Origin of the sequence: Botrimarina hoheduenensis (assembly GCF_007859815.1) — a bacterium.
Classification (GTDB): Bacteria; Planctomycetota; Planctomycetia; order Pirellulales; family Lacipirellulaceae; genus Botrimarina; species Botrimarina hoheduenensis.
The window spans coordinates 57,425-74,929 of the sequence record NZ_SJPH01000007.1 but is presented as its reverse complement, the minus strand read 5'-3'; the positions used below and the strand labels follow the sequence as shown (position 1 = coordinate 74,929).

Genomic DNA, 17,505 nt, shown 5'->3' with positions numbered 1-17,505 from the left:
AAGGACACGTCCCGTCCGGGACGGTCCCCGGGCAGCGTACTTAAGCAAACTGAGCGTTTTTACTACCCACCTAGAGAGGCGTGCGGATGGTTTCGTGAGTGCCCCCCAGCAAGGCCACCTCGGCGTGAGCGATCACCCGAGCGTTGGCACCGCGAACCGCCCGCTCCTCCGCAGGAGCCGCGTCCAACGCTGACCGAATCGTTTGGTCAGCGCCGCGACACGGCGACACGGAAGCACGGAGATACGAGACCTTGGCGGTCCGCATATATTCACTCGCGAAAGAACTGAGCATCGACAGCAAGGAGCTTGTTGATGTGTGCGCTCGTGCCGGCGTGACCGGCAAGGGTTCGGCCCTGGCGAGCCTCACCGACGACGAAGTCGTCAAGGTGACCGATTTTCTGAAGGGCTCGTCGGCAAAGTCCGGCCCTAGCGCGGCAGCAACCGCAAAAGCCCCGGCCTCTCGCTCCGCACCGGCAATGGTGCGTCCAACCCGGGACGGTGCCTCGGATCGTCTGCGCACGATCAGCGCCCCCAAAGCGGGTCGCTCGGCAAATGCGCGACTGCAGCGCACCGATCAAGAAATGATCGCCGAGGCTACCGAAGAGACACCCGCGGCAGCCGACAGCGGCGATCAGGAACCAGCGGTCGGCGAAGCCCCCGCAACGGAGACCCGGGCCGAGGTTGAGACCTCCGCACCGGTCGCCGAAGCAACTGACCACGTAGCGCCGATCAGTGAATCCGAAGAAGCACGCAAGACCGATCTATCACAGCCGGGCCCGTTGGCTCGGATGATGAAGCGCGACGACTACATGGGCCCCGGCGGCGCAGGCGGCAAGATGCCCGTCATCGGTGCCAAGCCCGGAGCGGGCAAACCCAGCACGGGCAAGCCGCGTGAGGCGGCCCCCAAGGCGCGCCCGGTGGTCAAGCTCGCTGCGCTGCCGACCCCCGCGCAGAAAGCACCGGTGAAGGCCCGCGCGGCGGACGACGGACCGACCCAAAAGCCGGACATGAAGCTCCCGTCCGAGGTGATGGGGGCATCGCGCAGCGGCGGGGCCAAGCCGCTTGCCGCTCAGCTCAAGCGCGCCGAACGGACCCTCGAAGCCGCCAAACTTCGCGACAAAGCAGGAGCCGAAGAAGAAGCCGAAGGCAAGCGCCGCGGCACCCCGATGCTGGGCGGCCGCGAGGCCCGTCAGCTCAACCGCAACCGCAGCGGCCGCACCGCCATGCGGCCCCGACGGATGATGAGGCGGACACGCCGCACCGGTGTCAACACCGCGGCACCGCGTAAGGACCGTATCGCCGTTCAGTTGCCGTGCTCGGTCAAGGAGCTTTCCGAAGCCGCGGGGGTGCCCGCCGTGCAGATCCTGCGGATCCTGATGGACGAGGGCGTGATGACCAACATCAACGCCCAGATGGACCCCGAGCTGACCGAGTTCATCGCAGCCGAGCTGGGCGTTGACGTCGACTTCCTCCAGCCCGAAACGCTCGAAGACCGTGTGCTGATGCGGCTGGAAGAGATCGAGGATCCGGAAGAGTCGCTCGTCGCGCGGGCTCCGGTTGTCACGTTCCTCGGACACGTTGACCACGGCAAGACGTCGCTGCTGGATCGTTTGATCGGCATTGATGTGGCCGGGGGCGAGTCGGGGGGGATTACGCAGCATATCCGCGCGTATCGAATCGAGAACAACGGCCGACCGATGGCGTTCGTCGATACGCCGGGCCACGAGGCGTTCACCGAGATGCGTGCCCGCGGTGCCGGCGTGACCGACATCGTGGTGCTCGTTGTCGCCGCCGACGACGGCGTGATGCCGCAAACCGAAGAAGCCATTAGCCACGCCAAGGCGGCGGGCGTGCCGATCATTGTCGCGCTCAACAAGATCGACCTCCCCGGGGTCGATCCGCTGCGTGCGATGACCGACCTCAACACGAATGGCCTCCAGCCCAGCGAGTGGGGTGGCGACACCGAGATCGTCAAAACCAGTGCCACCACCGGCGAGGGCCTCGACGAACTGCTCGAGACCATCCTCACGGTCGCGGAGCTGAACGAGTACGTGGCGAATCCTGACCGCGCCGCCATCGGCACGTGTCTCGAAAGCCAGCAAGATGCTGATCGCGGTGTGGTCACCAAGGTGCTCGTGCAGAACGGCACGCTAAAGGTGGGCGACATCGTGGTCTGCGGCGACGCCTACGGGCGTGTCAAAGCGATGCTCGATCCGCTCTCGCCGCGTACACGCCTGGAAGAAGCGGGCCCCAGCGTGCCGGTGAACCTCACCGGTCTGGATATCGCCCCCTCGGCGGGCGCGCGGCTCTACGTTTTGGACGATATCGCCGAAGCGCGTGAGATCGCCGAAACACGCGGCAAGAGCCAACACAACGAGTACCTGGGGGCCACCGGCTTCCGGCAGACAACGCTCGACACGCTGTTCGAGCGGCTCGACGGTGCCGACGAGGTGCAGACGCTCAATCTGATCCTGCGGGCCGACGTGCGGGGCTCGATCGAGGCCTTGGAGAAAGAGCTGTCCAAGCTCGAACACCCCGAGGTGCGGTTGCGCATCTTGCAGCGCAGCGTGGGTGGCGTGACCGAGGGCGACGTTGTGCTGGCCGACGCCTCTGAGGCCGTAATCATCGCGTTCAACGTGGTGGCGGACGACAAGGCACGAGCGAAGGCCTCGGAACTGGGTGTCGAGATCCGTCGCTACAGCATCATCTACAAGGTCGCCGAAGACCTGAAGCTGGCGCTAGAAGGGCTGCTGAAGCCCGAGCAGCGTGAGGTTGAACTCGGCCGCGTGCTGGTGCAGATGACCTTCAAGATCAGCCGTCTGGGCGTGATCGCGGGCTGCCGCGTGCTGCAAGGCGTGGTCGAACGCAACGCCCGCGCCCGCGTGATCCGCGACAACACCATCGTAGGCGACTACCCCATCGACACCCTGCGACGCGAGAAGGACGACGCCAAGGAGGTCCGCGAGGGTTACGAGTGCGGTATCAAGCTCGGCGGCTTCAACGACATCAAAGAGGCCGACCTGCTTGAGGTTTACAAGGTCATCGAGGTCACGCGTTCCTTCGACGACTGACCCGGCGTGTAAGTCCTCCGCCGTGCCCACACAGTGCTATCCCCCGTTTCCCGCTTGCTCCGCTCCCGGAGTTGCCCCCCGCTTCGCCTCCCCTCGCCGTCTATGTCGTCTCGACGTGTCCTCAAAGCCGCTGAAGCCATTCGTGAGGTCGTCGGAATGGCGATCCTTACGGAGCTGCGCGATCCGCGTATCGAGCACGTGACGGTGACGGGGGTCCAGGTCTCGGGAGACATGCGGTCGGCCAAGGTGCGTGTCTCGATCATGGGGGACGAAAAGCGGCAGCAACTCGCGCTGCGTGGGCTGCAGAGTTCTGCCGGATTTCTCCAGGGACGGATCAGTGATCGGATCGACACCCGCTACACGCCAAAGCTTCAGTTCGAGCTGGATGAAGGCGTGAAGAAGTCGATCGCGATCGCCAAGATGCTCTCCGACGTGCTGCCGGAAGAGGTGGCGTCAGAAGAACCCGACACCGATCCGGATACGGCGGGCACCGCCGAAGCCGAGTGATTATTATCGCCCCGGCGGCGCGCTAGCGCCCGCACGGTTCCACGAACACCCGCTCAACGCTTAAATGGCTGCATCGAACCGCTCGGCCAAGCTTACGAAGCTCATCGCCGCGCTCAAGAAGCGTTACAAGCCAACGACCCCGGCTCCGCGTCCGCTTTTTGAGACGCTGCTCTACGCTTGCCTGCTCGAAAACTCTACGCACGAGGCGGCCGAGAAGGCGCTGAGCGGGCTCGAATCGGGCTACTTTGACTGGAACGAGGTTCGGGTCAGCAGTCGCGCGGAGCTGACCGAGGCGCTCAAGGCGCTCAACGACGCGGGCTCGGCTGCCGATCGTCTGAAACGCACCCTGCAGAGCCTGTTCGAGACGTTCTACTCGTTCGATCTTGAGGGGATGAAGAAGCAGAACCTCGGTTTGTCGGTAAAGCAGATCGAGAAGCAGGACGGCGTCACACCGTTTGTGGTCGCGTACGTCACGCAGAACGGCTTGGCGGGGCACTCGATCGCGTGCAACAACGGGCTGCTCGTGGCCATGCATGTGCTGGATATCATCACGGACGCCGAGCTGAAGAAGGGCCAAGTGCCGGGCCTGGAACGGGCCGTTCCCAAGAACAAAGGGATCGAGCTCGGCTCGGTGCTGCATCAGTTTGGCGTCGAGATCGCCAAGAATCCGTACGGCACGGCGACCAAGAATCTGCTGCTCGAGCTTGATCCTTCTTGCAAAGACCGGCTGCCCAAGAAGAAAAAGAAGCCCGCCCCCGTGGCCCCCGAGCCGGTGGTGCCCGCTGCGCCCGAGCCGGCCGCTAAAGCGGAAGCCAAGAGCGGCGGAGACAAGAAGGCCGCAACCAAGGCACCGGCGACCAAGGGGGAAGCCGTTAAAGAGGCTAAGGCAAAGGCGGCGACGAACCCCGCGGCAAAACCTGGGGCTGCAAAGACCGCTGTTAGCAAACCGGCGGCCCCGAAAGCAGCGGCCAAAGCCGTAGCGACAAAGGCAACAGCGGCCAAAAAGCCCACCACCAAGAAATCGGCTCCGGCCAAGCCCACCACGAAATCGAAGCCCGCGGCGAAATCGAAGCCCGCGGCGAAAAAAACGGCCGCCAAGCCGGCTGCGAAGAAGCCCGCGACCAAGAAGGCCGCGGCCAAACCAACCTCAAAGCCGACAACCAAGACAAAGCCAACCGCGAAAAAAGTCGTTGCCAAGAAGGTGGCAAAGAAGTCCGCGCCGGTGAAAACTCCGACTAAGAAGACGACCGCCAAGAAGGTGACCAAGAAGAAGCCGCGGTAATTCGTGTCTTCGACGGCGTCTGGCATCCGGCGGAAAAGAGCACCGGTTCGCGAACCGCTGATTCTCCGTGCGAGTGACTCCGCTCGTCTTTTTTCTACTTTCCGCCGCTTGTGCGCGCTGTGCCTGTCGGGCAGGCCGCGGCGATCTTGATTAGGTTGGTGAAGCCAACCTTCCCCCCGTCTTCTACCGGCGGGGGATGGCGGCACGGTCCGCCCCAATTCTTAGGGGCCTGTTCTACCCTCTCTTCTTTGCGAATCGAAGGAAGCTCATGAGTCTCTCACGCACCCTGATTTCTTCTCTCGCGGCCGCACTCTTGTTCCTCTGCCAGGCTCCTGCCAGCGCCGGACAAATCACCGGTTTCAGTTGGTTCTCGGGGGTCGCCTCGGTGGCGGGCACTACGTTCTCGCCGCCGGTTGCCCCGAACAACGACAACGCTGTCGGAACGTCTCCCAACAGCATCTTTGTCACCCAAAAAGACTATCGCGCGATCGGCCCCGTCGATCTGGTCTTCGACGTCACGGACACGGGCGGCGTCACCGAGTACTTGGTCATGGAAGGCGTGCAGAACAGCACCGGCCTCGACTGGACCAGTTATCACATCGAACTGGGCTTCGGCGAGGGAGCGGGCTTCGTCAAGTCGCTGCCAGGCGACGGGCTCGATTTCGATTCGCCCGACTTTGATTCCGACCTCGATTTCAACCCGGGCGGGTTCTTCTTCCCGATCGTAACGGCGAGCGAAGATGACCTGTTCGCTTCAGGCGGAACCCAGCCTGACTTCTCGTTCGCAGGCAACTATCTGTTCCACATCGACGTGCCGGACGGCATTACTTCGTTCACGATCCGCCAGTCGCCGATCGCGGTGCCCGAGCCGACAAGTCTTTGTCTGTTGTTGGCATTTGGCTGCGCTTCGCTCGTTGGCCTCCGCCGCGAGTGAGCATCGAGAATCGCAAACCGCTTACGGGGGGAGCGAAGCCATGCGGGTCGCTCTCCCCCGCGGCGGCGGTGCCCGAGTCGCTCAACGGTGCCGGTTTGCGCTAGTTGCCGCTCGCCGGCGGTTGAGCGATCTCTTTAGCGACGAGGCGCAGCAGCTTTTCTCCTACCGCGTCGATTTCCCACTCGCCATCGGTGTTCGTAAGCACGGCGACAACGGTTTGGCTGGTAGGCAACCACTGCACCGTTTGGCCAAAGCCGCGCGTGGCACCGGGGTTCGTCAAACGAAACTCATCGCCGACTTTGTCGCGCAGCCAGCCGCACGTATAGCTGTGGCGGTTTTCATACTGGGTGCCGTGTTTGCCGTCGGCATCGACAAGTGTCGATTGCATGAGTTGGACCACTTCGTCGTCAAAGACGCCAGTCTCCAGCGCAACGAACCAGGCTTCTAGATCCTCGATCGAGGCGTAAAGACAACCGTCACCCCGCATCCGGCTGTAAGGGGACTGGTCTTCAACGCCATAGCCTTGCGCGGTGAGGGCGAGTTGCTGCACAAGCGCTCCGGCGGCCTCGGGGCCGAGCGCTTGCACCGTGGGATCGTTGAGAAAGCGGTGGATCTCTTCGGCCGGCAACGGCGAGACGCCAGCGATGCGATTATGCCCATAAGCACGCTCTCCCGGCTTGAAACCCGCTTCGCTCAAAAAGCCCGCGTGCGGCATGCTGGCCGGTTGCAGCACGAGTGCTCGTAGCGCTTGCTCAAAGGGTTGTCCTGTCACCGCCTCGATTACCAGCCCGAGCAGCACGTAGTTCGTATCGATATAGTGCGTCGAAGTTCCGGGAGAAAATTCCAACTCGGGATCTGTACGAAGCCAAGCAAGCACATTGGCGTCGGTGTAATAGGACTCGCCATCAGGCTGTTGGGGAGGGCTGTCACGCTCCAAGCCGGTCCAGTACTGCGGCAAGCCCGACTGATGTGTCAGCAATTGCTTGATGGTGATGACGCTGATCGCGATCGGCAGATCATCGACATACGCTGAGACCGGGTCGGTAAGTTGCAGTTCTTGCTTCGCGGCGAGTTGCAGAACGGCGGTGGCCGTGAAGGGTTTGGTCGCCGCCGCGAGGCGGAAGAGGGTGCTCGGCGTCACGAGGTCGGCGGTGCCGATCTTGCGAGAACCATAAGTCTCTTTCAGCAGGGTCTTGCCTGCGCTGCGGACTAAGACGGTCGCCCCCACGTGCCGGGACAGCGCTTGCTGGACCTCCGCTTGTAAGGATTTGGCCGGCGTGAAGACGCCATGGAACGCGATGGTTGGCTCCGCCGCGGCGATCGCCGTGATGCCCAAAATCACCAGCCCGATTGCTTGTCGCATAGCCGCCCCAAGGTTGGTTAGATGGCCTAAATCGTGTTCTGTGATCGATCATTACCCTACCACAGGTGGGTTGGGAGGGGGAATCTTATGCCTTGCGGCGGACCCAGCGGGCGGCAAAACTACTGGGCTGGGAGGACCTGTCTAGCGGCAGTCGGGCCGCTGACGACGCTACCCTTCTCTCCCCCCTCACCTAAACCTTGCGAAGCGACACTTATGGCAGGCCACTCCCACTGGGCGAATATCGCTCACAAAAAAGCGGCGATCGACGCCAAGCGCGGCAAGGTCTGGAGCAAGCTCAGCCGAGCGATCATCGTGGCGGCCAAGCATGGCGGGCCCGATCCGGATACGAATCTCAAGTTACGCTACGCGATCAATGACGCCAAAGCGATCTCGATGCCGAAGGACAACATCGAGCGTGCGATCGCCAAGGGTGCCGGCGACACGAGCGGCGACAACTTTGAGGAAGTGCTCTACGAGGGACATGGCCCGGGCGGCGTCGGCATCATGGTCGAGATCCTCACCGATAACCGCAACCGCACCGCTCCTGAAGTGCGCAAGATCTTCGAGGTTTGCGGCGGCAAGTTAGGCGCAACGGGCTGCGCTGCTTGGATGTTCGAGCGCAAGGGGCTGGTCGTCATTCCCGCTGATCAAACCGACGAAGAGTCGCTGCTCGAACTGGCGGTGGAGGCGGGGGGAGACGACGTACGGCTCGTCGGCGATTGCTTCCACGTAACCTGTCCGCTCGACGCTTACAACGATTTGACCGCCGCGATCGAAGGGGCCGAAGGCCTGACGCCCGAGAGACAGTTGCTGGGCTATCTGCCTAACGAAACGGTAGTGCTCACGGGTACCGATGCGAAAAACGCCGTGAAGCTCATGGAGCGGCTTGACGACCATGACGACGTCCAGCAGGTGGCCGCCAACTTCGAAGTCGATGAGGCCACGCTGGCAGAAATCGCAGGCTAGCGGTGATGTCGATCAAGGCTTGGCGCAAAATTTTTGTGTCCGCAGGGAAAGACTTTTCAAGGAATCATGCCGACTTCGTGAAAGAGTCTTGCAAGTCGGATTGCAGTGGCTAAAACGGCTCAAGACGAATCCTACAAGGGGCTTCGTTCCCACCTGACACGGCCGCCTTGGGCGGCACCCGAGCCGTGTCTTCAGCCCGCCGTTCCCCGCCCCCGTTCCTCGCCTCGGAGAGCCCCCGATGGTGACCTTTCGCCTGTTTTTTCTTGCGTTAGCCCTCAGCCTCACCGCACCAATACAAAACGCATCGGCACAAGCCGCCGCGCCCACCGCAGCCGCAGCGCCCACCGCAGCCGCAGCGCCTAGCGCAGACACAGCGCCAGCCGCAACCACAGCGGCGCTCTCCGCAGCGGGCCTCTCGCCGGTCGATCCGGCAAACGCTCCCAAAGCGGACCGTCCGGATGCCTCACGTTCCGTTTCTGCCGGGCCCGCTTCACCACGTAGGAAGCGCCGGCCACAGCTTCCGCCGTTGACCCTTGGCTCGGCCCAGCCGCTGAGCTTTCAAGCCCCGCCCCGCCCCACCGTGGTCGCCCGCACGGCAGCGTCCACCGTAGGGGCTGTCTCCACCAGCGGCTCAGCGCAGCAGACCAATAAGCCTGTGGTTGGATCTTCCAAGGCAACCGACCCGACCATGGAAAACTGGCTGAGTGCTGCCGGCGGAAAATCGCTCGCGATCGATCTGCCCCGCCCCACATCGACCGAGGACTTTACCAGCAGCGGAGCAAAGCCGACGCCTTCACAACCAAGCCGTACGGGTGCTGCACGCTCGCCCCTGTCCGACGGGGGTCTCACAAGCTTGAACTCGGCTTTCGCGCCCGCGTCGCCGGCGATTTCATTGATCCCCGCCGAAGGAGCCAACGAATGGCTGGCCCAACCGATGTCGATACTCCCCGGAGAGTAAGGCGCGCTTTGCCGTCGCCTTCAAGCGGACGAGCGTCGTAAGACCATTTGTGTCTCAGACGCCTTTCCAAAGCTTGCGATCAAGGTTGGGAAAGTACTGTGTCCAGCGGCTGTCCGTGTTGGGGCAGTCGTTGATGAGGCCGCTCATGCTCGCGAGCTTGGCGTCCAGGTTGTCGAGCTGATGCAGCGCCACCGCCTCGAGTGTCATCGGCAGCTTCGCGCTGCCGTAGGCGTACTCGCCATGATGGCTAAGGATCATGTGCTTAAGCTCCATGAGCAGCACGGGCGGAAAGGCGATCTGGCCACGGCGTTCGGCGTCCTTGGCCTTCTGCTCAAGATGGCTGATGGCTTGGCACATGTGGCCGAGCATCTGGCCCTCGTCGGTGTAGGCGATTTCACGATCGTAGCTGAGCTCGTCTACCTTGCCCGAGTCGTGTAACAACACGCCGAGGAGCAGCTTTTCTAGATTGAGCTGCGGATAGCGGGGCGCGATGAGCGCGGCGACCTCCATCATGTTGAGCGAGTGCTCGAGCAGCCCCCCCTGATAGGCGTGGTGGTTCTTCATGCCGGCGGGGGCCCGGCAGAATTTTTCCATGAAGACCTCATCCCCCAGATACGCCTCGACGAGGGCCGCCAGGGCGGGCGACTTAACGCCGCGGAGGACTCCGATCAGGCGATCTCGCATCCGGCAGACGTCGTCGGATTGCAGCGTCTGATAGTCGGACTCGTCCACCTCATCGGGCCGAGCGGTCCGCAGCCGCTGGGCGATAAGCTGCAGGTTTCCCTGAAAGAGCTGAACGGTGCCATCGACGTAGACAAAATCGCCGTTCTCGAACGACTTGTAGTCGGTCTCGCTCGCATTCCACTTGCGTGTAGCGATCGTTCCGCTGCGGTCCGAGAGATCCAGCTGCAGGTACAGGTTGCCCTGACGATTGGGACGCAACTGCTTATTGCTAGCTAAAAAGACCTGCTCAACGGTCTCGTTGTGATTGAGCTGGGAGACAAAACGGCGGGACATAACCGGGGCAGCTTTCGGCGGGAGGCTTCAAACGGGAGAGTGGGAACCCCTAGACCTTACCAAAGCGGGGTCGGCGTGCCGCGGGGGCCGCTGCCGCCTGGGGCAAAGATGCGCTATAAATCCGCCGTACGACGGGCCTCTGCCGAGGCACGCTGCGTTCGGTATCGCCCCCCCCCGCTCCCGCCCCATTATGCCCAAGACCGCGATTTCTCCCTCCCGCGCTGAAAACTACCCCGAGTGGTACCAGCAAGTGGTCAAGGCCGCCGACCTGGCCGAAACGTCGGACGTACGCGGGTGCATGGTCATCAAGCCGTGGGGCTACGCGCTGTGGGAGAACATCCAGCGACGTCTCGACACGCGCTTCAAGGAGACGGGACACGAGAACGCCTACTTCCCGCTGTTCATCCCGATGAGCTTCTTGGAGAAAGAAGCGGAGCACGTGGAGGGGTTCGCCAAAGAGTGCGCGGTGGTGACACACCACCGGCTTGAGCCCGACGGCGCAGGCGGCCTACGGCCGGCACCGTCCGCCAAGCTGGAGGAGCCGCTGATCGTGCGGCCCACGAGCGAGACGATCATCGGCGCGACCTTCGCCCGCTGGGTGCAGAGCTATCGCGACCTGCCGATCCTGATCAACCAGTGGGCCAACGTGGTGCGTTGGGAGTTGCGCACGCGGATGTTCCTGCGCACGACCGAATTTTTGTGGCAGGAAGGCCACACCGTTCATGCCACCCGCGCTGAGGCCGAAGAAGAGACGCGTAAGATGCTGGAGGTGTACGCCGACTTTGCTGAGAACGCGATGGCGATGCCGGTCATCTGCGGAGAGAAGACCGCCGGCGAGCGTTTTCCGGGCGCGGTCTCGACGTATTCGATCGAAGCGATGATGCAAGACCGCAAAGCGTTGCAAGCCGGCACGAGCCACTTCCTCGGCCAGAACTTCGCCCACGCCCAGGAGATCAAATTCCAAAGCCAGTCGGGCGATATCGAGTACGCCTGGACAACCAGCTGGGGCGTCAGCACGCGCCTCATCGGCGGTCTGATCATGACCCACGCCGACGACGATGGGCTGATCGCGCCACCCAAGCTCGCGCCCGCGCACGCGGTGATCCTGCCGATCTACAAGTCGGATGAGGAACGGGCCGCGGTGCTGGCCTACTGCCAGGCGCTCAAGAGCGAGCTCGAGCAGCAGCACTACGACGGCGAGGCGGTGCGGGTCCGACTGGACGACCGCGACCTGCGCGGCGGCGAGAAAAAATGGCAGTGGGTCAAGCGGGGGGTGCCGCTGAGGATCGAGGTCGGCCCGCGCGACGTTGCGGGAGACTCCACGTTTGTGGGGCGTCGTGACTCCGACGGCAAGGGTGCCGCGACACCACGGGCAGAACTCGTTGCCCAGATCGGACAAACGCTCGACAGCATCCAGCAAGCGCTGTTCGATCGGGCCCGTCGCGCTCGTGACGAGGCATCGGTCGTGATCGACACGCTGGCTGACTTCGAGGCGTTCTTCGCCGAGGGGCAGCCGGGCGGACTGGCGTACTGCCACTTTACCGAGGGGCCCGAGATGGAAGCCAAGTGCAAAGAGCTGAAGGTCACGCCGCGCTGCGTGCCGCTTCAGCCGCTGCTGGGCGACGACGGCCCGGGCAAGTGCCTGTTCAGCGGAGCCCCCAGCCAGCGCCGGGCGGTGTTCGCCCGCTCTTATTGAGGAGAGGATCTTTTTATCGAATCTCGTAAGAGTCGCCGGACGATTACCGCGGATCTGTGGGCAGCGTCTAGAATAAGAGCATCTCCCCTACGGGCCGAAAAAGGGCCCGGTGACGCCCGCGCTCAGCTCTCCATCTCAGCGACTCTGTTAATCATCAGTGGTTGGCCCTGACCGGCCGACAAAAACTCATGCGTAGCTTACTGCTTGTAGTGCTGTTCAGCGCGGCCGTTGGAGCGGGTGCCGGAACCTGGCTCGCGCTGCTGGACGTGGGTGAAGTGACAAACGACTTCATGCCGTCGGCCGATCTGGCGGCCGGCCCGGTCATCAGCGACGCCGAACCTCTGGCCGGTGCCCCCAGTGTCCGCGAAGCCCCCGCACCACGCGTCAAGGTCGATGACGCCGCTTACGACTTCGGCACGATGGCGCGCGGTGCCACCGAGACGCACCAATTCGTCTTTACCAATGTCGGCACCGAACCGCTGCGGCTCGAGGTCGGTGCGACCAGTTGCAAGTGTACGCTCGGCAACGTCGAGACCGGTGAGATCATGCCGGGCGAGTCCTCTCCGGTTCGGCTCGAATGGGTCGCGAAGGTCAATCCAGGACCGTTCCGCCAAACCGCCACGGTGCTAACCAACGACCCCCGCCAACCACGCGTCGAGCTCTCGGTCGAGGGGCAGGTGACCGAAGTGACGGGCATGCAGCCGCGTGAATTCCTGCTGGGGGTTCTCGGCTCGGGCGATGCGGCCAGCGCCTCGATCTATCTGGGAGCCTACAAAGACGAGCCCCTCGAAGTGTCCGCCCAGATGGCACCCGGGTCACGCAACCCCGAACGCTTCCAAGTGAACGTCACCCCGGTCGAGCCCGCCACCGCACCGATCGACGGGGCAACCGCCGTGGTGAGGATCGATGTCAAGGCGGGCCCCGGCCTGCCGCTGGGCGGCATGACCGAATGGGTTGAGATCAAGACCAGCTTGGCCAAGGCACCGCTGTTGCAGGCACCGATCCTGGCGGTGGTGCAGGGAGACATCTCGCTGCACGGACGCGGCTGGAGCAAAGAGGCCGGCGTCTTGAACCTGGGCACAATCTCTGCCGCCGAGGGCAAAGAGGCGCAGCTCTTGGTCTCGTTCAAAGGGGAGCATGCCAGCGGGGCGACCGCCGAGGTGGTCGAGGTCGATCCGCCGTGGCTCATCGCCGAGCTGGGCGAACCAAAACGCCTGAGCGACACCAAAACCCATCTCCCGCTCACAATCCGCGTGCCGACCGGCCAGAAGCCCGTTCTGCGCAACGACACGGCTCAGAGCGATGGCGACGCCCGGGTTCTGCTGCGAACCAACCACCCGGAAACCCCTGAAGTGGATGTCCGCGTGCGCTTTATCCTGACCCAGTGAGCGGCCCCTCCGGTGGACGCACCGCCCCCGGGTGTGCTAAGCCGTAACGACACGGATGTTTGGGCAAAGCCCCCTGTACGGAAACCCGGCTCGTTGAAGGAACTAGCGCTTTGAAGCGGCACCCCCTCTCGCAGCGGCATGTCCGCGGCATGATCAAACTCTCGGTCTTGTTGGCCGTGGCGGTCACCCTTGCCGGTGCCCTGCAGGCGACAGGCCGACTGGGCGTGGCACCGGAGGGCGAACCCGCCCACCTGGTGGCCCCTGCCGAACTCCGCCCGCTGGCCGACAAGTACGAGCTGGACGAGGAAGCCCGCCAGCGGCTGCAGAGGGCCTACGAGGCCTTAGAAGCGCACGAGGCCAAGCCCAAGCCCGACCCGGTCGAGACCAACGGCCCGATCTTCACCGATTGGCCCGTCCCCCAGGCCGCGCTGGTCATCACCGGCGAACAGGTCGGTTATCTCGAGCCGTGCGGCTGCGCGGGTCTCGAAAACCAAAAGGGGGGCCTCAAACGCCGCCACTCGATGGTCAAGGTGCTCCGCGACCAGTGGAAGTGGCCGCTCGTGATGATGGACGCCGGCGAGCAGGTTCGCTACGTCGGTCCCCAGGCCGAGATCAAGTATCGCTACTCGATCGAATCGCTCATGGAGATCGGCTACCACGCCGTGGGCTTCGGACCGAAAGACCTGCGGACCGACCTGCTCGGGCTGGTGATCAACCTGCCGCCCGACCAGACGCCGCTCACCAGCGCGTCGATCGGCGTGCTGGGGTTTGACCCCGATTTCTCGAAACGGCTGCGAGTGGTGACCGTGGGCGAAGGCGCGCAAGCGGTGCGCGTGGCGATCACACACGTGATGGGCCCCCAGGCGCTCGCCGAGACCGCGCCGAGCGACGATCTCGACAAGCTCTCGCCCAACGAGGCGCTCGCCGCGGTGCTCCCCGAGATCGCAGCCGCCAAGGCCGATCAGAACGTGCTGATGGTCTACGGCGATCGCTCAGAAGCCGAAGCCATCGCCCGCGAGCACGATGTGTTTGATTGGGTGGTTGCCGGCCGCGGCTCGGACGAACCCCCTTCGACTGCACGCCGCATCGAGGGCTCGCGCCGCGGCGGCGGGGCCATGCTGGTGGAAGTGGGGCACAAGGGCATGTACGCCGTCGTCGTCGGCTTGTACCGCGATCAGGCCGCCGCCGCAGAGGGCGCGCTCAAGCCGGGCCAGGGGTGGCTCGCACGCTACCAAAAAGTCCCGCTCGATCACCGCTGGGCCGACTCGCCCGAGATGCACGCCAAGCTGGTCGCCTATCAGCAAGAACTGGCCACGCTCCGCTGGGAAGGCCTCGGCCTCAAGCCGCGCCGCCATCCCACCAACGAGGAGTTCGCCGGCTCGGCCGTGTGCGCCGATTGCCATACCGCAGCCTGGGAGGTCTTTGAAAAGACCCCCCACTTCTGGACCACCGAAACGCTCGTTGCGCTCAACCCGGCTCGGCATCTCGACCCCGAGTGCATCTCGTGCCACGCCGTCGGTTGGGAGCCGCAAAAGTACTACCCGTTCGCCAGCGGTTGGGTCAGCCACGCCGCCACACCGCACCTCTCGGGCAACGGCTGCGAGAACTGCCACGGCCCCGCAGCGCGGCACGCCGCGGTTGAGCTGGGCGACCTCGACGTCGACGAGGCCGAAGAGACGGCCCTCCGCCAGGCGCTGCACCTGGAGGTGCAAGAGAACGAGGGCAACATGCCCGGTCAGGTGCTCGGCAAGGCGGTGGACAACTGCCTGCAGTGCCACGACCTCGACAACTCGCCCGACTTCGACTTCCAAGAGTACTGGCCGGTGGTCAAGCACGAGGGCATGGACTGAAGCCGCGGCTTAGCGTGCAATCGCCGCCGCAGCAGCCGCACCCGCACCCGATAGGAGAACCGGGGGCTATCCCCCCGATCCTCACGAGCCGTCCCGCTGATGCGGGTTGAACAACCGGCGTTCGGTGCTCAGGCGGGGCACTCCTTTGCTCTTGGCGACGACCAGAACAGCCGCGCAGAAGCGATAGGTGGTAGACGGCTTTTCGCCTCGGCTAATCCGCTGAGGTGACGGGCACCGCCGCGAGCTCGGGCTCACCGGAAGTCTCCTCGGGCGATGCAACCCCTGCAGTTCGCCTCCGGCTAGGATGGCGTGCTCGCCCCCATCTCTAACCGTCGCGAGGTGATGGGGGAACCTGTCGGTGGCAAGCCCACCAGCAAAAACCAGCGTCACGTCGACAGAACCACCCATCCTACGAGCTCGTTGGCTTGACCGCTTGGGCGTACAAACCGAGCATCGCTAGTCAAGACACTGGCGGAGCCAGTGGCACCCGAAAAGAGGTCTTTCCCAGTGCCACCCGCCGCGGCGTGGTCAGGCGGGAGAGTGGTAGCTTGGTGATAACGCTCATTCCGCGGGATAACGAGCCAAGCTCAGCGACCCGGCGCACGGGACGCAACAATTGCAACCGCGAGGCCCCGCCGGGTTCGCTGCAGCGCATGGTTAGGCATCGTCAACCTCCGGCAAAGGCCCAAACTCCTCGGGATGCTTCGAGACAAATATGAAAAGAAGATCCGTCAGATTGTGAGGATACTGAAAAAACTCGCTATCGAGTGCCTCCAACTGCTCTGTGATGTCGTCGGTGAAATCTGCGGCAGCGGAAGAAATAGCCTCTGGAGTGGACGGCAAGCCGCCGGGGAATGCACCAGCAACGGCACGGCGACAAATATCCGCAGTGCGCGGAGCGTCGATGGCCTCGAACGCCTCGAAAACAAACGGTGCAGTCTCGCAACTGGTGTTCTGGAAATACTGGGCGAAGCCGCCATTGTTGATTTCCGATTCGGCTGCCCAAATCGCAGAGAAAACCTTCTGCGGAAACGACTGAGCCGAGAAGTCCTCCTTTCCGAACTTCGTGCGCTCGGACTCCGACAGGTCTATGAGGGCGCTGTTCTTGTTCATGACGGTAAGATACCTAACGTCTGAGGTAACCGGGTTGGCGGACCAACACGAGAGACCTTGAAAAACCAAAAACCTTAAACGCAGGAAACGAGATTGAAAAACGGAAAGGCGAGCCAACTCCGGTTCACCGATTTGTTCGGCGACGGACTCAATTTCCAACGAGTGAATCCCACCACACCAAGAGACCAATTCCGATCACTCCGCCGATTATCCCCGAAATAATCCATTCGATGATCCGCTGTGTATTGTGCCGAATCCACCACTTCCAAGGATGTGCTGCGCGCTGCCACAGTTCATCTTTGCCCGGATTAATTGTGTACGCCTCGAAACCGTCAGATGCAATCACGGGCACGAGCATGCCATCGTGAACGAAGTCGGAAAACACGAGGAACGCTGTTCGTTTATCGAGTTTCAAGCATTCCGGATCGGAATTCGTGGCTGTTAAGACTGTCCATCGCCACCAGTCGACGCGTCGATCCTTCCTCTCATGCATCCAACGCGCTGCGCGGGCACGTTGGTTGGAAAACGGAGTGCTAGCCATTTCGAATTCCTTTACGCTTATAGGGTGCTTCCACAATTCTGGCACTTGCGAGCACCGCGAACGGTGGTGCCACCACATTCCGGGCACTTCGGACGCGTGTCAGGCGCGATGACGATGACGATCCAACCGATGGGGCCGAGCAATAGTCCCCAGATGCCACCGGCAGCGGGCCGACCTTTTGTATTACCGATGATTGCGCCGACGACGGGGGAGATTAGCCAACTGATTACCCAAATTTCCACAACATAATCCCTTTCGTAGCATAGTCGCCGAACGGCAGTGGTCACCCGGCACGCGCGGTTGACTCTCCATTTCAAAACGCCCAGCTCGCGTGCTCGGGTGCACCACATGGTTCGCCGGTTATGTTTCACCATCGAACACGCCCGTTTCAACATTGGCGTTTGGATCGCCTTCGTAAAGCAGAGATGCGTTCCCATGTGCATATTCATGAAAAGCAAAAAACGTAGATGGCGCAAGAACGTCACCCAGTTCATTGATTGGCGTGTCTGTATTCAGAAATCGCCGAGTAAAGCACAACAGCGGGTACACTTTTTCCGAGTCGGACGTCGGTTTCAGCCATCCTTGATCGTGCAATTCTCCCATTGCAAACAGAAACGATTCGCAGATGCTTCGTCGCGCAGCAGGATCAGTTACGCCGTTCTCCTGAAGCGATCTGTCAAGGGTTGCGACTTGCACGCATTGGTAGGACGCTCCCATTTCTTCGTAGGAATCGTCGCGAACTAATCGTGTTGGCTCAGGCACCTGATGTGCTCCTTTATCGGCGAACGTAAAAGGCTCAGTTGCCGGCCGCCCGCGGAA

15 protein-coding genes are annotated in these 17,505 nt (G+C 62.9%); 9 read left to right on the top strand and 6 right to left on the bottom strand.

The genetic code is table 11. The features are described 5' to 3' along the window. Window positions 1-70: 70 nt before the first annotated feature. Window positions 71-265: a hypothetical protein gene (locus Pla111_RS13765; RefSeq protein ID WP_146575027.1), complete on the bottom strand. Its 195-nt coding sequence runs from the start codon at window positions 263-265 to the stop codon at window positions 71-73. Here Pla111_RS13765 and infB point away from each other — a divergent pair. The 4 genes from infB (at window position 252) to Pla111_RS13745 (ending at window position 5,794) form a co-directional block, all read left to right on the top strand. Continuing rightward, a complete protein-coding gene (gene infB, locus Pla111_RS13760) occupies window positions 252-3,071 on the top strand; it encodes a translation initiation factor IF-2 (protein WP_146575026.1) in 2,820 nt (939 codons plus the stop codon). The two genes, Pla111_RS13765 and infB, sit on opposite strands and share 14 nt — an antisense overlap. 102 nt (window positions 3,072-3,173) lie before the next feature. Beyond that, entirely contained in the window at window positions 3,174-3,578 is a 405-nt protein-coding gene (rbfA, locus tag Pla111_RS13755) for a 30S ribosome-binding factor RbfA (RefSeq protein ID WP_146575025.1), read from the top strand. A 64-nt stretch (window positions 3,579-3,642) separates the two neighbouring features. Then, complete coding sequence (locus Pla111_RS17310) at window positions 3,643-4,860, top strand: hypothetical protein (protein ID WP_197525036.1); 1,218 nt, start codon at window positions 3,643-3,645, stop codon at window positions 4,858-4,860. Window positions 4,861-5,128: 268 nt separating this feature from the next. Next, window positions 5,129-5,794, top strand: a complete 666-nt coding sequence (locus Pla111_RS13745) for a choice-of-anchor F family protein (RefSeq protein ID WP_197525035.1) — start codon at window positions 5,129-5,131, stop codon at window positions 5,792-5,794. A 100-nt stretch (window positions 5,795-5,894) separates the two neighbouring features. Here the strand turns inward: Pla111_RS13745 and Pla111_RS13740 are convergent, their stop codons facing one another. Beyond that, on the bottom strand, window positions 5,895-7,157 hold the full coding sequence (locus tag Pla111_RS13740; RefSeq protein WP_146575023.1) for a serine hydrolase domain-containing protein: 1,263 nt from the start codon (window positions 7,155-7,157) through the stop codon (window positions 5,895-5,897). 213 nt (window positions 7,158-7,370) lie between these two features. On the opposite strand from Pla111_RS13740, the gene Pla111_RS13735 reads away from it, so the two are divergent. Together Pla111_RS13735 and Pla111_RS13730 are read left to right on the top strand one after the other, a co-directional pair. Beyond that, complete coding sequence (locus Pla111_RS13735; RefSeq protein WP_146575022.1) at window positions 7,371-8,123, top strand: YebC/PmpR family DNA-binding transcriptional regulator; 753 nt, start codon at window positions 7,371-7,373, stop codon at window positions 8,121-8,123. 238 nt (window positions 8,124-8,361) lie between these two features. Then, a complete protein-coding gene (locus Pla111_RS13730) occupies window positions 8,362-9,081 on the top strand; it encodes a hypothetical protein (RefSeq protein WP_146575021.1) in 720 nt (239 codons plus the stop codon). Window positions 9,082-9,135: 54 nt separating this feature from the next. On the opposite strand, the gene Pla111_RS13725 is transcribed toward Pla111_RS13730, so the two are convergent. Further along, on the bottom strand, window positions 9,136-10,098 hold the full coding sequence (locus tag Pla111_RS13725; protein WP_146575020.1) for a 3'-5' exoribonuclease YhaM family protein: 963 nt from the start codon (window positions 10,096-10,098) through the stop codon (window positions 9,136-9,138). Between the two features lie 190 nt (window positions 10,099-10,288). On the opposite strand from Pla111_RS13725, the gene proS reads away from it, so the two are divergent. The 3 genes from proS to Pla111_RS13710 all read left to right on the top strand — a co-directional run bounded on the left by proS (window position 10,289) and on the right by Pla111_RS13710 (window position 15,032). Further along, the gene (proS, locus tag Pla111_RS13720) at window positions 10,289-11,794 is read left to right on the top strand and encodes a proline--tRNA ligase (protein WP_146575019.1); all 1,506 of its coding nucleotides are present in this window, start codon (window positions 10,289-10,291) and stop codon (window positions 11,792-11,794) included. Between the two features lie 188 nt (window positions 11,795-11,982). Beyond that, the gene (locus Pla111_RS13715; protein ID WP_146575018.1) at window positions 11,983-13,182 is read left to right on the top strand and encodes a DUF1573 domain-containing protein; all 1,200 of its coding nucleotides are present in this window, start codon (window positions 11,983-11,985) and stop codon (window positions 13,180-13,182) included. 110 nt (window positions 13,183-13,292) lie between these two features. After that, window positions 13,293-15,032 (top strand): cytochrome c family protein, encoded by a 1,740-nt coding sequence (locus tag Pla111_RS13710; RefSeq protein ID WP_146575017.1) that lies wholly within the window; start codon window positions 13,293-13,295, stop codon window positions 15,030-15,032. Window positions 15,033-15,689: 657 nt separating this feature from the next. Here Pla111_RS13710 and Pla111_RS13705 read toward each other — a convergent pair. The 3 genes from Pla111_RS13705 to Pla111_RS13695 form a co-directional block, all read right to left on the bottom strand. Then, window positions 15,690-16,145 (bottom strand): DMP19 family protein, encoded by a 456-nt coding sequence (locus Pla111_RS13705; RefSeq protein WP_146575016.1) that lies wholly within the window; start codon window positions 16,143-16,145, stop codon window positions 15,690-15,692. A 148-nt stretch (window positions 16,146-16,293) separates the two neighbouring features. Further along, the gene (locus Pla111_RS13700) at window positions 16,294-16,686 is read right to left on the bottom strand and encodes a hypothetical protein (RefSeq protein ID WP_146575015.1); all 393 of its coding nucleotides are present in this window, start codon (window positions 16,684-16,686) and stop codon (window positions 16,294-16,296) included. 360 nt (window positions 16,687-17,046) lie between these two features. Then, the gene (locus tag Pla111_RS13695) at window positions 17,047-17,448 is read right to left on the bottom strand and encodes a hypothetical protein (RefSeq protein WP_146575014.1); all 402 of its coding nucleotides are present in this window, start codon (window positions 17,446-17,448) and stop codon (window positions 17,047-17,049) included. Window positions 17,449-17,505: the final 57 nt, after the last annotated feature.